At 64.0% G+C, this 14101-nt stretch carries 15 protein-coding genes; 6 read left to right on the top strand and 9 right to left on the bottom strand.

From position 1 onward, the window contains the following. Nucleotides 1-48: 48 nt before the first annotated feature. Complete coding sequence (locus ASD01_RS25730) at nucleotides 49-990, bottom strand: FecR family protein (protein ID WP_060644576.1); 942 nt, start codon at nucleotides 988-990, stop codon at nucleotides 49-51. Further along, nucleotides 987-1511, bottom strand: coding sequence for an RNA polymerase sigma factor (locus ASD01_RS25725; protein WP_034805426.1), 525 nt, complete (start codon nucleotides 1509-1511; stop codon nucleotides 987-989). The genes ASD01_RS25730 and ASD01_RS25725 overlap by 4 nt, the downstream gene beginning before the upstream one ends. A 280-nt stretch (nucleotides 1512-1791) precedes the next feature. On the opposite strand from ASD01_RS25725, the gene ASD01_RS25720 reads away from it, so the two are divergent. Further along, the gene (locus tag ASD01_RS25720) at nucleotides 1792-2226 is read left to right on the top strand and encodes a GFA family protein (RefSeq protein WP_034798487.1); all 435 of its coding nucleotides are present in this window, start codon (nucleotides 1792-1794) and stop codon (nucleotides 2224-2226) included. Nucleotides 2227-2285: 59 nt separating this feature from the next. Here the strand turns inward: ASD01_RS25720 and ASD01_RS25715 are convergent, their stop codons facing one another. Beyond that, nucleotides 2286-3956 carry a SulP family inorganic anion transporter gene (locus ASD01_RS25715; RefSeq protein WP_034798485.1) on the bottom strand — a complete coding sequence of 557 codons (1671 nt, stop codon included), beginning with the start codon at nucleotides 3954-3956 and terminating at the stop codon, nucleotides 2286-2288. Between the two features lie 307 nt (nucleotides 3957-4263). Here ASD01_RS25715 and ASD01_RS25710 point away from each other — a divergent pair, with 307 nt between their 5' ends. Beyond that, nucleotides 4264-4581, top strand: coding sequence for a potassium channel family protein (locus ASD01_RS25710; RefSeq protein WP_034798484.1), 318 nt, complete (start codon nucleotides 4264-4266; stop codon nucleotides 4579-4581). A 43-nt stretch (nucleotides 4582-4624) separates the two neighbouring features. Here the strand turns inward: ASD01_RS25710 and ASD01_RS25705 are convergent, their stop codons facing one another. The 3 genes from ASD01_RS25705 to ASD01_RS25695 form a co-directional block, all read right to left on the bottom strand. Further along, nucleotides 4625-5227, bottom strand: coding sequence for a nitroreductase family protein (locus ASD01_RS25705; RefSeq protein WP_034798482.1), 603 nt, complete (start codon nucleotides 5225-5227; stop codon nucleotides 4625-4627). A gap of 61 nt (nucleotides 5228-5288) precedes the next feature. Continuing rightward, complete coding sequence (locus ASD01_RS25700; protein WP_309142281.1) at nucleotides 5289-5552, bottom strand: hypothetical protein; 264 nt, start codon at nucleotides 5550-5552, stop codon at nucleotides 5289-5291. A gap of 164 nt (nucleotides 5553-5716) precedes the next feature. Continuing rightward, nucleotides 5717-5911, bottom strand: coding sequence for a hypothetical protein (locus ASD01_RS25695; protein WP_034798505.1), 195 nt, complete (start codon nucleotides 5909-5911; stop codon nucleotides 5717-5719). Nucleotides 5912-6017: 106 nt separating this feature from the next. Here ASD01_RS25695 and ASD01_RS25690 point away from each other — a divergent pair, with 106 nt between their 5' ends. The 4 genes from ASD01_RS25690 (at nucleotide 6018) to ASD01_RS25675 (ending at nucleotide 10806) form a co-directional block, all read left to right on the top strand. Beyond that, nucleotides 6018-6917, top strand: a complete 900-nt coding sequence (locus ASD01_RS25690; RefSeq protein ID WP_034798479.1) for a LysR substrate-binding domain-containing protein — start codon at nucleotides 6018-6020, stop codon at nucleotides 6915-6917. 129 nt (nucleotides 6918-7046) lie between these two features. Next, a complete protein-coding gene (locus ASD01_RS25685) occupies nucleotides 7047-7871 on the top strand; it encodes an N-formylglutamate amidohydrolase (RefSeq protein ID WP_034798477.1) in 825 nt (274 codons plus the stop codon). Continuing rightward, nucleotides 7868-9751: a flavohemoglobin expression-modulating QEGLA motif protein gene (locus tag ASD01_RS25680; protein ID WP_060644575.1), complete on the top strand. Its 1884-nt coding sequence runs from the start codon at nucleotides 7868-7870 to the stop codon at nucleotides 9749-9751. The genes ASD01_RS25685 and ASD01_RS25680 overlap by 4 nt, the downstream gene beginning before the upstream one ends. Nucleotides 9752-9759: 8 nt before the next feature. After that, nucleotides 9760-10806, top strand: a complete 1047-nt coding sequence (locus ASD01_RS25675) for a glutathione synthetase (RefSeq protein ID WP_060644573.1) — start codon at nucleotides 9760-9762, stop codon at nucleotides 10804-10806. An 18-nt stretch (nucleotides 10807-10824) separates the two neighbouring features. Here the strand turns inward: ASD01_RS25675 and ASD01_RS25670 are convergent, their stop codons facing one another. From ASD01_RS25670 to ASD01_RS25660, 3 genes are all read right to left on the bottom strand, one after another. Then, nucleotides 10825-11301 (bottom strand): RbsD/FucU family protein, encoded by a 477-nt coding sequence (locus ASD01_RS25670; RefSeq protein WP_060644571.1) that lies wholly within the window; start codon nucleotides 11299-11301, stop codon nucleotides 10825-10827. 145 nt (nucleotides 11302-11446) lie between these two features. Continuing rightward, entirely contained in the window at nucleotides 11447-12460 is a 1014-nt protein-coding gene (locus tag ASD01_RS25665; RefSeq protein WP_060521908.1) for an ABC transporter permease, read from the bottom strand. A gap of 1 nt (nucleotide 12461) precedes the next feature. Next, a complete protein-coding gene (locus tag ASD01_RS25660) occupies nucleotides 12462-14024 on the bottom strand; it encodes a sugar ABC transporter ATP-binding protein (protein WP_060644784.1) in 1563 nt (520 codons plus the stop codon). Nucleotides 14025-14101 lie beyond the last annotated feature (77 nt).

Here is a 14101-nt window from a genome sequence, read left to right as displayed (position 1 = left end):
TCTGGACGAACGAGGTGCCGGTTCAGGGACACCTCGTCCTCGATTTTTTTAGCGCAGGATCGTGACGTAGCGTCCGATCCGGGTGACCTTGACGTCGAAGGCTTCGGCAAGACCTTGCAATGCGCCGACGGGATCGGAGAGATCGAAGCTGCCGGACACCCGCCTGGCGCCGACGCCGGCATCGGCGATCAGGATCTTGCCGGGAACGTAGCGCCCGATTTCCTCGACGACGGACGCGATCGTGCGTTCCTCGAAAACCAGGCGCCCCTGCCGCCATGCTGCTGCCACGAATGGATCGACCGGCGTGACATCGCCGAGCCGGCCGTCATGGTCGTAGCTGACCTGCTCGTTGACCGCGACGCGGCGCGGCGGCATTGCCGCGTCCGTCGCGACCGATACGGCGTGTTCGAGAACGGTGACGCTGGTGCCGTCGTCGGTGAGGTTGACGTCGAATGCCGTCCCGAGTGCCGTCGTCGTGCCGCCTCCGGCCTTAACGACAAAGGGCCGTTGGCTGTCGGCCGCGACCTGGACGAAGGCCTCGCCACGCAGCAGCACGATCCGCCGCTCGGCGGAAGTGAACTGATAGGCGACGGCCGACTGGGCGTTGAGCTGCAGTGTCGAGCCTTCCTCAAGGGTAAGAATCGGCCTTTCACCCTTGCCGGCGATGACGTCCGCCTGCATCCACAGGGCGCCGTCGAGCGCAACAAAAATGCCGGCGCCGACGCTGACGATGGCCGCCAGCGCTGTTGCGGTTTTTCGCCGCGTCCCTGTCCGCTTCACCGCCCTTTGGGCGAATTCCGGTTCGCGCCGGATCAAGAGCGATGCGTCACCGATCGCCCTTTGAGCGCGCGCAAAAATCTCGGCATGGGCAGGATCCTCCGCGCGCCAGCGTTCGAAGGCGAGCTGCAACGCTTCATCGTCGGGATCACCCGTTAGGCGGACGAGCCAATCCACCGCCTGCTCGCGCATCCTCCTGTCGCGCGCCGTCACAACACCTCCTCCAACCGGTCGAGGCAATGCAGATAGGCCTTTCGCAGATGCCGGTCGACCATGTTGCGACTGATCCCTGTGCGCATGGCGATTTCGTCCGAGGTGAGGTTGCCGATGCGGCTTGCGAGAAAGACGCGCCGCCGCTGCAGCGACATGTCCATGATCGCCCTCTTCAGGATCGCCAGCCGCCGGGGAAGATCGATGTTGGCATCAGGCGCAGTGATATCGCTGGCGACAGCCAGAGCGTCTTCTTCGCTACCGGAGAAAAGCTTGAACTCGAAGCGGTCGCGCCGCAGCCGGTCGATACCGAGATTGGCACAGGCGCGGCGCAGAAACGCCCTGAGCGACGACTTGCCCTCAAGCGGCGTGCGCCGATCGACCAACCGAACATAAAGCTCGTGAACGACCTCGTTCGCGGTTGCCGCCTGGTGACCACGCCGCCGCGTCATCGCGCAAAGCTCGTCGTAGTAGGCGACGATCGCGTCGTCGAGCATCAAATGCGAAGATGATTTCTCTGGCATGATAGGTTTCAGGGCCGATCCGGAGCCGTCGGCAGAGCGAAGATGAGAGACAGGGCGCGGTGCAGACGAGGCAGCGCCGGCGTTCATTAGCGCGCCCGTGCGGTGCGCACAACAAATATGAGTATTGTACTCATCTTTAATTTCCGAGGCCGTCAGCAGTGCAACTAGCTCGAAAGGAGGCGTTGACCTCAGGGCTCAGAGTGAGACCCTCAGGCAGGGTTCACGCCGGTTATCAGCAAGAGCCAGATCTCCGGGCGACAAGAACCGAAAGGAGAAAGTCATGGCAGCGAACGGCAGCCTCAACGGAAAGTGCTTCTGCGGCGCAGTCGAGATCGAAGTGAGCGGCGATCCGGCCGCCATGGGTTATTGCCATTGCAGTTCCTGCCGAAGCTGGTCGGCAGGCCCGGTCAACGCCTTCACGCTCTGGCCACCGGAGAAGGTCAAGATCGTCAAGGGTGCGGACAATCTGGTTGGCTACCAGAAGACGGCAACGAGCGTGCGCAAATGGTGCAAGGCCTGCGGCGGGCATCTCATGACCGAACATCCGCTCTGGGGTGTCACCGACGTCTTTGCAGCGGCAATCCCGTCGCTTGCCTTCAAGCCGATGCTTCACGTCAACTATCAGGAGACGGTGCTGCCGATGAAGGACGGCCTGCCGAAGTATCGGGACTTCCCGCCGGCCTTCGGCGGAACGGGCGAGATGATGGCGGAATAGCTCATTTTCTGAGCACAATTCCGGACGGAAAACCGCTGTGCCCTTTTCCTGGAATTGCTTTACGCCTGCGCGGCGCCGGCCAGATAGTGCTGGAGCGCCGTGCGGGTATTGACGAACAGGCGGTCAGGGCCGAGCTGATCGGCAAAGCCGGATGCGCGCACATAGGCAAGCACGTCCGGGTTCAGCTCGGCCAGCCAGACGGTGACGCCGTGTTCACTGATGCGGCGCTCGCCCTCCATCATCATCTGCAGCGCCGAATATTCGATGTCGAAAACCCGGCTCATGTCGAGCACGACAACTCTGGGCTTCTGCTTTGCGACCAGCATCTGCGCCTGGTCGGCCACCTGCTGGGCATTGCCAAAAAAGAGCCGACCCTCCGGGCGTAGGATCAAAAGCCCCTCGAAGGTCTCGTCATCGGGGTGCGCGGACGAGAGCGGCCGCAGCCGATCGGTGCCGCGCTTGCGGCCGACAACATAGACCTTCGCCGAGGCCGCCTGGCGCGCGAGCCCGATGAACGACAGCACGATTGCAACGATGATCCCCTGCAGCGTGCCGAAAAACAGCACGCCGAGAAAGGCGGCCAACGCCCAGTGAAACTCCATCAGCCGGACCTTGCGGACGGAGAGGAAGTCCGCGGGCTTGATGAGCCCGACCGAGTAGACGATGACGATCGCCGCAAGCACGGCCTGCGGCAGCAGGCCGAGCAGCGGCGCGAGGACCAGCATGGTCGCAGCCGCAGCCGCCGCGGTGACCAGAGACGCCATCTGGCTGTGGCCGCCGACCGCTCGCACCACGGCGGTCTGCGACGTGCCGCCGCCGGCACTCATGGCACCGAAGAAGGCGCCTCCGAAATTCGCGGCACCCGTCGCCAGCAACTCGCGGTTCGCCCGGATCGGCGGGTCGGACGGGGCGGCAAAGGCCCGGCCGGCGGCAATGGTCTCGGTGAAGCTCATCAACGCGATGCCGAGCGCGCCCGGCAAGAGTTCCTGAACAAGACCCAGGCTCGGAAGTGTCAGCGAAGGCAGCGATTGCGGGATGAAGCCGACGGTGGAAACGCCGAGCGCGGCGAGACCCGCGAACCAGGAAAGCGCGATGCCCGCGGCCACCGCCAGAAGCGGCGCCGGCGAATGCGGCCAGAGGCGCTCCATCGCAAGCAAAGCCACCAGAGCCGCAGCCGCAATCGCGAGCGTGAGCATCGATGTCTCGGACAGGTGCCCGGCGATGCTGAGGATATCGCGGAAGAAGCCTTCCTTGGTGATGTGAATGCCGAGCAGCTTCGGCACCTGGTCGAGCACGATGACAAGGCCGATGCCGGCCTTGAAGCCGATCAGCACCGGCGACGATATGAAATTGGCGACAAAGCCGAAACGCAGCAGCGATGCCAGGAACAGTAGCGCGCCGGTGAGCGCCGTCAGCGTCGCGGTCGCCGTCAGCAGCTTGGCGGGATCGCCATCCGGGACGGCAAGGCCGAGCTGCGTGCCGGCGAGGATCGCAAGCGTGGTGGTCGACGAGACGCTGAGAACGCGCGACGTGCCGAGAAGCGCGTAGATGATCATCGGCACGAAGGCGGTGTAGAGGCCGACACTGACGGGCAGGCCGGCGACCGTGGCATAGGCCATCGCCTTGGGCAGGACCACGGCGGCGGCCGTAAGACCTGCGATCACGTCGAGCCGCAGGCCAGCGGAGAGAGAGCGGCCGTCGCCGGCAAGTGAATGCTCATGCGATGCCATCCGGGTTGTCCTTTGGCAGGAGCTTTCATGAGATTATTCTAAAGCGATAGCACTCGGCCAAAGCGGTTGCAAGAAATGCAACTGACGGCATCGCATCCCGTTTGCCGGCCGGAAAACAGGCGCTGGAAGCCGACCCGACTCAGGGCTATCTTCAGAGCGGCGGCGGTGCGTTCGCGAAGGGATTTCGACGGCGGCAAGCGAGCCTTGGGCCGACCGTCCTGGGGGCGTGGCTGGTTCGCCTTCCGGGCCTATCCGCGAGAGGGAGGATTGCGTGGCGGAATCTCAACGCCGGCGGCAGACGAAGAGAATGCGACGCCGGTTCTTCTCCAATCTCTACCAGCAGCTTCAGCTGCTCTGGCCGATCTTCTCAGCAATCCTGATCGTAATGGCAGGAACCGGCGTCGTCATCGGCCGCATCGAAGACTGGCGGCTCGACGAAGCGTTCTATTTCACCTTCGTCACGGGCCTGACCATCGGCTACGGCGACATCACGCCGAAGCATCTGAGCGCTCGGGTGCTGGCGCTGGTGATCGGTTTTTCCGGCATCGTACTGACCGGCCTCGTCGCTGCGGTCACCGTGCAGGCGCTGAATGAGACTAGCCGGGATGAGACCGACGACCACTGAGGGGGCAAGCCGGCAAGCCTTGCCCGCCCCCTCGTTTGACGGGTCAGCCGGCCACGAACCGGCCTTCGGATACGATCTCCGACAGCGCCTTGCGCGGGCTTGGCTGCTCGCGCTGCTGCAGCGCGTGCGGAAGCAGCGTCTTGTCGCCGAGACGCCCGATCGCGACAGCCGCTTCGATCCGATAGTTCTCGGGCACGCCGAGCTCCGTTCGCGCGCGCTCATAGTCGAGACCGGCCATACCATGCGCCTGCCAGCCGGAATGCGCTGCCTGCAGCGCAAGCGCACCCCAGGCGGCACCGGCATCGAAGGAATGGGTGTAGGACGCCACCTCTTCGCTACCGCCGGGCGGCAACAGTGAAGTCTTCGACAGCACGAAGATCAGCGCCGATGCCTCCGCCGCCCAACTCCGGTTGAACTCGTTCAGGAGACCGAGCAGCCTCTCCCAGCCTTCACTGCCGCGGCGCGCATAGACGAAATGCCAAGGCTGGGCATTGTAGGCGGACGGCGCCCAGCGAGCAGCCTCAAGAATCTCGAACAGCTCGGGCTCGGAAATCTCGGCACCCGAATAGGCGCGCGGAGACCAGCGCTCGAGAAAAAGCGGGTTGATCGCATAATCTGCGACGCGGGAATTTACATGCAATGTCATGGGGATTTCCATTCATCGACGGCGTGCCGTCGTCACTTCAGGTAATTGTTGGCGGATTTGGTCACTGACGGCCGAAGCTTTGATAGCGTCCGCAGCGGCTTTTCAAGGTCGAGATCTCATCGGAGAGTTCGGCAATGCGATCCTTAAGCTCATGGACCGTGCCATCCTCGATATCGTCGAAACCAAAACAATCGCGTGCCTCGTGCAGTTCCAGCCGGCCCTGCAGGACCTCGCGGATTGCACTCAAACGCTCGTATTGCCGCAACATGCTCATCATGGACCTCATCTCAGGCGGCCGCCGCAAACTCGCGCCGGCCGACACCACCGAGATTATCCACTTAAACAGTAGATTAAAGGAATTCTGACCCAAAGAGCGGGCGGGACGTGGAAAACTGCTCCGCCGGGCGACGACGCTGCGTCGCGGGCAAGAAAAGACCCGGGCGGTGGGAGGTCCGCGCGGGTCTTTTGAAATCATACGGTTGGGCGAAATCATGCGGTCGGGAGGTCGTGCCCGTCGGGGCGGTTGCCGTCGAGAAAGCCCATATCCCGCTTCAGGTGATCCGACAGATCCCTGACGTCGACGACATCGGTCGTCCGGCTCTTCCTCGCGAACAGGAGCGCCAGCCAGGAACCGACGGAAAAATCGTTTGTCGACGAAAAACTACGTACTTGAATAGTTGTCATAGCCGTCATCCTCTTCATCAATCCGTCTAATGGACGGACCTTGAAAATGGTTGTGGACGGCATCAACTTCCAATCGAATATCGGTCACCATGCATAAGGCCATTTGATGCATAAGACACTTCCGCTTCCCCCATTGACGGCGATACGGGTCTTCGAGGCGGTCGCGCGCCATGGAAGTTTCACCAATGCCGCAAGCGAACTCGGCATGACGCAAGCTGCGGTGAGCTATCAGATCAAGGTGCTGGAAGATCGGATCGGCGCACCCCTGTTCCTCCGCCGCCCACGCCAGATCGCGCTCACCGAGGTCGGCCAGCGGCTTGCACCGGTGGTGACGCAGGTCTTCGAGCAGCTCAGCGAAGCCTATGTGACCGCGCGCGGCGGCGCCCAGGGAACACTGGTCATCAGTACGATCGCGACCTTTGCCTCCAACTGGCTGGCGCGGCGCCTCGGCTCGTTTCAGATCACTCACCCCTCGCTTGCCGTGCGACTTCAAACCGAGCCGCATCTCGTCGACTTCAGTCGCGAGGAGGTCGATATCGGCATTCGCTCAGGCCGCGGCGAGTGGCCGGGACTTGCCGCCCACCGTCTGATCAACGCCGATTTTTCGCCGATGTTGAGCCCAGGCCTTGCGGCCAGCATCGGTGGCGTGAAGGAACCGGCCGACCTCCTGCGCCTGCCGCTTCTCGACCCCGGTGATCCCTGGTGGGCGCAGTGGTTTGCCGCCGCCAACGTGCCGGTGGAAGGGCTTGCGAGCCGGGCCGGCTCCAGCATGGGCGCCCAAGTCTATGAGGGAAATGCGGCCGCGGCCGGACAGGGCGTGGCGATCCTGACGCCGGCCTTCTTTGCCGCGGAACTCGCCGACGGGCGTCTGATCCAGCCCTTCGATCTGCTCTGCGACGAGAGCCAGGCCTTTTGGATGGTCTATCCGGAAAGCCGGCGAAACGCCCCGAAAATCAGCGCCTTCCGCCAGTGGATTCTCGGCGAGATCGGCCAACAAAAACGTTGAGGGCGGCTGTCGAAGCGGGGTGGCCTTGCGTCTCGACCGCCCCGGAAATTTCTCCCGTTCTGGAACCCTTCGGGCCACCGGGGAGTTGCACCCCCGTAGCGACCAGAGCGAGGGAGTGCGGGAGCGAAGATGCAAAGCGAGCCGACGGAACAGTTCCGCTCAGCCAGCGAAACCACCTGGTGGACCGCACACCGCGGCGATGGGCCGATCGTCGGCACGGCGATCCACAACGGGCACGCGATGCGCAGCGACGCCCGCGCGCTCACCGCCCTGACAGACGAGGAACGGCTGCGCGAGGAGGATCCGTTCACCGAGTTCGTCATCCGCGATCTTGCCAACCGCATCGTCGTCCACAGGTCCCGCTTCGAGGTCGACCTCAACCGTGCCCGGACGGGCGCGGTCTATCTTCAGCCGGCGCAAGCCTGGGGCCTTTCCGTCTGGCGGGAACATCCGCCCGTCGAGATGATCGAGGCGTCCCTCGCCGTCCATGACGACTACTATGCCATGCTGCATTCGATGCTGACGGCGATCGAGCGCCGCCACGGTCGCTTCATCGTGCTCGACATGCACAGCTACAACCACCGGCGACAGGGACCGGACGCCGCGCCTGCGGCTCCCGACGAAGCCCCGGAAATCAACATCGGGACCTCCTCGATGGATCGGCTCAGATGGGCCGGCGTCATCGATACGCTGATGTCGGCGCTCGGCACCGCCTCTATCGACGGCCGGCCGGTGGATGTACGCGAGAACGTCGCCTTCCAAGGACGCGGAGAGCAGACGCGCTTCATCCACGAGCATTTTCCCGAGACCGGCTGCGCGATCGCGATCGAGTTCAAGAAGACCTTCATGGACGAATGGACCGGCAAGCCGGATATCCGGGCGCTTCGTTCTCTGCGGGCACTGGTCTCTTCCCTCGTCCCGATCCTGACCGAAACGTTGGCGAGGCAGCGATGACGGAGGAGAGAGCGACGCCCGTAAGTCCGGCCCCGGCCTGGCTCGACGAAGCCATCGGCCGGCTGACGGATGGCCGCGCCGTGCGGCGCGATTTCGGCGAGGGCGGACGGCTGCACATCGACCGCCTCGTTCCCTTCCTCTGCGTGCACATCGCCGCCGAGCACCAACAGCCGGTGGCGCGCGACATCGCCCAGGCGAACGCCGCCTATCTACTGGCGCCCGACATCGATACCGCCGCCGCAATCATCGAACGTGTCGGGGGCGTAATCGAACAGCGACTCGGCCTTTTCATCGTGCTCGAATTCGGTGAGCTCGAAAGCGATGAACCGCCGGCCAAGGACGCGCCCTTCCTGCCGCCCTTTTTGATCGAGGTGGTCGCCGGCGCGCGTGCCGCCGAGCAGGTCGCCGCCAAGGCCCTGATCGAGACGGCGGCAACGATCGAAGGAAAATTCCGCACACCGCATGTGACGCTCGTCGAGCGCCCAGCGGCGACAGCGACAGGCCGAAAGGCGCTTGCGCTCGACACCCCACACCTGACGGTGCGCTTCGCGCCGATCTACTGCGAGCCGGGAACGCGCCGCATCTATCCGCAACTGCGCGAGCGGCTGGTCGCGAGCATCTTCGACGCGGGGCTAAGAGCCGTTGCTGCTTTCGCCCGCGCAAAATCGGACAGTTTTCGGCTGCCGACGCACCGCGCCTTCGGCCGAAAAGCCTTCGTCGATGCCGTCGTGCGCGCCGACCGCGGCATCGACGAGATTGCCTCCAGCTTCGACTTCCTTCTGGCGGTGACGCCAATCAACGCCGAAGCCGCTTGGACGGAGTTCGCTTCGGGCGGCTTCTCCAAGAGTCCGCGTCTCTACTACCGGCCGCTGACGCTGCAGATCGAGACGGCCAAGCGGAAGCTCTTTTCCCTCAACTTCGAACATCTCGAAGATCCGCTGCTCTACGCCCTCTACCGGGAAAAGCAGCAGGAGGTCGATCTGCAGTTGTCGATGATCTCGGCGCGGGAGACGCGCACCTTCGTCGAGTTCGGTCGCGCCCTCTATGGCCCGGTGGAAGCCACGCTTCATGACGCCGCCTCCGAAATCCTGGCGCGCACTGCACCCGACCGCGATGCACGGTCTTCGGCCGCAGACAGGCGCGATTGCGAGTACATAAGGGAGCGCGCCCAGGCGATGATATCGGCCTATCGGCGCCAGTCGGCCGATTTTTCCGCCTCCGTCGACATTCGCGACGACCTGCCGGCTGGCTTGCTCGTTTCGCGCGGCCAGCTTTTGATCGCCAGGAGTTCCGCGCTCGACGCCGATCGCGTCGAGGCGCTGCTCAACCACGAGATTGGTGTGCATCTGCTGACCTATTTCAACGGTTCGGCCCAGGGGCTGCGTATCCTTCGCTCCGGACTGGCCGGTTACGAAGGCATGCAGGAGGGGCTCGCGGTCTTTGCCGAATATCTGAGCGCCGGCATGACGATAGACCGGCTGCGCGTGCTGGCGGCACGGGTCGTCGGCTGCGCCGCCATGCTCGACGGCGCACCCTTTCCGCAGACCTACCGGCTGCTCGTCGACGGTCATGGCTTTGCGGCCACCGAGGCCTTCAACATCACGCTGCGCATCTATCGCGGCGGCGGGCTGGTCAAGGACGCGATCTACCTGCGCGGCCTCTTGCAGCTTCTCGATCACCTCGCCGGCGGCGGCACTCTCGAACCGTTCTGGATGGGCAAGATCGCCGCCTCGCATTTCGGCGCGATCCAGGAACTCAGCCTGCGCGGCCTCCTTGGTACCGCAGCGCTCCGCCCTATCTTTCTCGATGAGGTCAAAGCGCGCGACCGACTTCAGCGAGCCCAAAGGGGACTGTCCCCGCTCGACTTGATCTCAGAGTAGGAAACCGAATGCGCATTGCCTTTCTCGTCAACTCCATCGAGGGCGAAGAGACGTTCTATGCGACGACGTCGCTGGCACTCGCCGCCCTCGCCCGCGGCCATGAGATCGTCTACCTCACGCCAGGCGATTTCGTTCTGACACCCGACGGCCGCCTGATCATCCATGCGCTTTCTCTCGGAACTGCAAAGCCGCGCAAGGCTGAAACCTTCATTGCGGCACTGCGGGGTGATGCGACGCGGCGCGAGGTCCTGGACATTACGGATATCCAGATCCTCTTTCTGCGCAACGACCCCTCGGAGGATGCCGCAACGCGTCCCTGGGCGACCCAGGCCGGCATCATCTTCGGGCGGCTCGCCGCCGAGCGCGGTGCGATCGTCGTCAACGACCCGGACGGATTGGCGGCAGCACAGAACAAGCTCTATCTGCAGGGTTTTCCCGAGGTCGTCCGTCCAACCACGCTGATCACGAAACACATGGAGGAGGTCCGGTCCTTCCTCGACGCCCATCCCGAAGGCGTCATCCTGAAGCCGCTGCAGGGCTCCGGCGGCAAGAACGTCTTCAAGGTCGGCTCCAGCCATGAGACGAACCTCAACCAGATCTTCGAGGCCGTCAGCGAGATGGGCTATGTGATCGCGCAGGAATACCTGCCGGCGGCGACGGAGGGCGACGTCCGCCTGTTCCTGATGAACGGCCGGCCGCTCAAGCGTGGCGACACCTATGCCGCCGTGCGGCGCGTTCCGGCGGAAGGCGAGTTGCGCTCCAACATGCATGTCAACGGCCGGCCCGCCGCGGCCGTCGTCACCCCGGCGATGCTTGCCGTCGCCGAAGAGATGCGCCCCAAACTGGTGCGCGACGGCATGTTCCTGGTCGGCCTCGACGTCGTCGGCGACAAGCTGGTGGAGGTCAATGTCTTCACGCCCGGCGCCCTGCCCGAGATCGCCGAGCTGACCTCGATCGATTTCAGCGAAGACATCGTCGCCGAGCTCGAACGGAAGGTCGAGATAAGGCGGGCCAATGATGGCGTGCTTTCCAATCGGGAGCTTGCGACCCTTTGATGGCGGCCAAGGTGGCTCTCACCCGGCGACGGCCTCGTGCCAGTGGCTGGCCGGCGGCACCACGCCCTTGGTGAAGAGGAAGCTGCCGAAGCGGCGCGCCTCGCCCGTCACGATGATACAATAGGCGCGCTTCGCTTCCTCGTGGAAGGCGAAACGCTCGATCGCATACATCTTCGAAAGAATACCATCCGCACGCACGAGCTCGGCCTGCACCTCGCGCTGGACGTCCGGCAGTTCGCCCGCCTCTCCGTCCGGCGTCAGCCGCGCCGCCGAGGGCTGCAGCGGCGTGTCGAGCGGCATGACGGAAAGAATGGCGCGCACCGCACGCGCGGCCGAGACATTCGCAATGTGCAGCGGTAGGCCGAGCCGGGTGTGGCGGGCGATCGTGTCGGCGGGAAAATTCGCGTCAACGATCGCGATCCGGTCTCCATGTCCCATTGAGCGTAGTGCATGCAGCACGTCGGCGTTCAGCGCCGGATCGATGTTCTTGAGCATCAGCCTAACCTTCCCCATTTGCTTCTGCGTGAAAACCAGGCCGCAGAGATCCCCGCGGGCGGGTCTATCGACCCGACCACCTTGTCCTTCACCGCGTTTCGTCGATTGCGGCGGGCGGCGATCCGTCCGCACGTGGCTCCCGGTCTTAGATACCGGTCAGCCGTTCGCGATATTTATCTATGATGACGGCGAGGATGATGACGACACCGGTGATCATCTGCCGCATGAAATCGCTGAGCCCGAACAGGATGAGGCCGTTGGCAAGCACCCCAGTGATGCAGGCACCGAGCAGGGTGCCGATCACCGTGCCGCGGCCGCCGTTGAGGCTGGTGCCACCGATGATGACGGCGGCGATCGCGTTCAGCTCGAAGCCGATGCCGATGATCGGGCTCGCGATGTTAAGGCGGGCCATGTAGACCATGGCGGCGATGCCGACGAGCGCACCGGCAATCGTGAAGGCCGCCACTTTGTAGAACATCAGCGAATGGCCGGCGAGACGCACGGCCTCCTCGTTGTTGCCGATGCCATAGAGCAGCCGGCCGAACACCGTCTTTGACAGTACGAACCAGGCGATCGCGACGAGCAGCAGCGCGATCAGGAAGACGACGGGGATGCCGAAGATCATCTGCGAGCCGAAGGCGTTGAAGCTCGGCGGAAACGAATAGATCGTGCGTGCGTCCGTCACCTGCAGCGCGGCACCGCGGGCGATGTTCAGCATGCCAAGCGTGACGATGAAGGAGGGCAGCCCCCAGAAGGCGCTGATCCAGCCATTCAGGAAGCCACAGACGACGCCGGTGCCGACAGCGGCGAGCGTTGCCAGCGCCACGGCCTGGAACACCGAGAGATCGGGAATCGTCAACACCGTGCCGCCGACGACGGCGCAGAAGGCCAGCATCGAGCCGACGGAAAGATCAATGCCGCCGATCAGGATGACGAAGGTCATGCCGACGGCGAGGATCAGGTTGATGGTGATCTGCGTCAGGATGTTGGAGATGTTGTTGGCCGTCAGGAAGTGCTCGGTCGAGACCGAGAAGAAGAGGATCAAAAGCAGGAGCGCCAAGCCGATGCCGGCATCGCGCAGGAGCACCTTTGGCGACCAGCCCGGCAGCTGGCGGGCATGGACGGTTTCGCCGGCTTGTGTCTTTTCGAGTGCTTGCATCTTACTGCCTCGCCTGTTGCTGCTCGCCCTGGTAGGCAAATTGCAGAATACGTTCTTCGGAGAATTCCGGCCGCGACAGCTCGCCGACGACACGGTGCTGCGACATCACGAGGATACGGTCCGACAGGGTCATCAGTTCCGGCAGCTCCGACGAGACGATCAACAGCGCCAAGCCACGTTCGGCGAACTGGCGGATCAGGGCATAAATCTCGGCCTTGGCGCCGACGTCGACGCCGCGTGTCGGCTCGTCGAGCAGCAGTACCTTCGGAGTGCGCGCCAGCCATTTGGCGAGCACCACCTTCTGCTGGTTGCCGCCCGAGAGCGTCGCGGCATTCTTGCCGGGTCCGCCATATTTCAGCTTGAGCTCGGCGCCGAGCCGTTCCGTCACTTCGATTTCCGCCTTCCTGTCAAGGATGCCGGCACGCGAGACGTCCGAGAGGGACGCGAGCGTGACATTGGCCGAAATCGGCATGTTGAGGATCAGGCCTTCCTCTTTCCGGTCCTCGGTCACGAAGCCGATACCGGCATTGATCGCCTCGCGCGGCGAGTGGAAGGAGGCGCGCTTCCCCTCAAGGAAGAGCTCACCGGAGAGCGGCCGTTGAGCGGCCGCGATCGCCCGCAGAAGCTCGGTGCGGCCGGAGCCGACAAGCCCGGCGATCCCCAGGATTTCGCCCTTGTGCAGGTGCAGTGAAATGCCCTCGGCATGCGGCGATTGCGGCGGGCGAAACCGGGCAAGCGACAACGCCTGTGCCGGCCGAGCAAACGAGACCACTTCGCTCGCCATCTGCTGCTGCAGCTTGCGGCCCACCATGGCGCGCACAAGTTCGTCCTGATTGGTCTCGACGATCGGCCGCGAGAACACCGTCTCGCCGTTGCGCAGCACCGTCACCCGATCGCAGATGCGGAAGACCTCGTCGAGATGATGCGACACGAAAACGATCGAGACGCCGCGACGGCGAAGGTCGCTGACGATCTTGAACAGCCGCTCGGTTTCGCGCGACGTCAGCGTCGCCGTCGGCTCGTCGAGGATGAGAATACGGCTTTCCGTCATCAGCGCGCGCGCCACCTCGACCAACTGTCGGTGGGCGATGCCGAGGCGCGCGACCGGCCAGCGCACGTCGATGTCGCTGAGGCCGATGGCGTCGAGTGCGGCCCGTGCGCCGGCATGCATCTCCTGCCGTCTAACGACGCCGAACGCATTGCGCGGCAGATGCTCGATGAAGATGTTTTCCGCCACCGACAGATGGGGCAGAAGGTTGAATTCCTGGTGCACCACCTGGAGACCGTTGGCCTTGGCCTCCCGGGGCGTGGCCGGCGCATAGGCCCGGCCTGCAAGATTGATTGCGCCCTCGTCCGGACGGACGATACCGCAGAGAACCTTGATCAAAGTCGATTTGCCGGCACCGTTCTCGCCGATGAGGCCGTGCACTTCGCCCGGCTGAATGGAGAGGCTGACGCCGTTCAGTGCCTTGGTACCCCCGAAGGCCTTCTTAACATCGTGCAGTTCCAGAACCGGCGGCATCGAAACGCCAGCCGCTTCCGCCTGCACGGTTTGCGTGTTCATCATGACCTGGCCCTTTTGAAACGCAGCAATTGCGCACGCAAACCATTGGCCTGCGGCGGATGCTGTCCTTGCCGAAG

The organism is Ensifer sp. Root423 (assembly GCF_001426275.1).
Taxonomy (GTDB): domain Bacteria; phylum Pseudomonadota; class Alphaproteobacteria; order Rhizobiales; family Rhizobiaceae; genus Ensifer; species Ensifer adhaerens.
The sequence above is the reverse complement of the archived record's forward strand: the minus strand, read 5'-3'. Positions and strand labels throughout refer to the sequence as shown.

Bases quoted from the DNA above. Each gene is read 5' to 3' on its own strand.
- ASD01_RS25660 (WP_060644784.1), bottom strand. From the start codon at position 14,024: ATGAACACGCAAACCGTGCAGGCGGAAGCGGCTGGCGTTTCGATGCCG.
- ASD01_RS25675 (WP_060644573.1), top strand. From the start codon at position 9,760: ATGCGCATTGCCTTTCTCGTCAACTCCATCGAGGGCGAAGAGACGTTC.
- ASD01_RS25680 (WP_060644575.1), top strand. From the start codon at position 7,868: ATGACGGAGGAGAGAGCGACGCCCGTAAGTCCGGCCCCGGCCTGGCTC.
- ASD01_RS25685 (WP_034798477.1), top strand. From the start codon at position 7,047: ATGCAAAGCGAGCCGACGGAACAGTTCCGCTCAGCCAGCGAAACCACC.
- ASD01_RS25665 (WP_060521908.1), bottom strand. From the start codon at position 12,460: ATGCAAGCACTCGAAAAGACACAAGCCGGCGAAACCGTCCATGCCCGC.
- ASD01_RS25690 (WP_034798479.1), top strand. From the start codon at position 6,018: ATGCATAAGACACTTCCGCTTCCCCCATTGACGGCGATACGGGTCTTC.
- ASD01_RS25705 (WP_034798482.1), bottom strand. From the start codon at position 5,227: ATGACATTGCATGTAAATTCCCGCGTCGCAGATTATGCGATCAACCCG.
- ASD01_RS25670 (WP_060644571.1), bottom strand. From the start codon at position 11,301: ATGCTCAAGAACATCGATCCGGCGCTGAACGCCGACGTGCTGCATGCA.
- ASD01_RS25695 (WP_034798505.1), bottom strand. From the start codon at position 5,911: ATGACAACTATTCAAGTACGTAGTTTTTCGTCGACAAACGATTTTTCC.
- ASD01_RS25710 (WP_034798484.1), top strand. From the start codon at position 4,264: ATGCGACGCCGGTTCTTCTCCAATCTCTACCAGCAGCTTCAGCTGCTC.
- ASD01_RS25720 (WP_034798487.1), top strand. From the start codon at position 1,792: ATGGCAGCGAACGGCAGCCTCAACGGAAAGTGCTTCTGCGGCGCAGTC.
- ASD01_RS25715 (WP_034798485.1), bottom strand. From the start codon at position 3,956: ATGGCATCGCATGAGCATTCACTTGCCGGCGACGGCCGCTCTCTCTCC.
- ASD01_RS25725 (WP_034805426.1), bottom strand. From the start codon at position 1,511: ATGCCAGAGAAATCATCTTCGCATTTGATGCTCGACGACGCGATCGTC.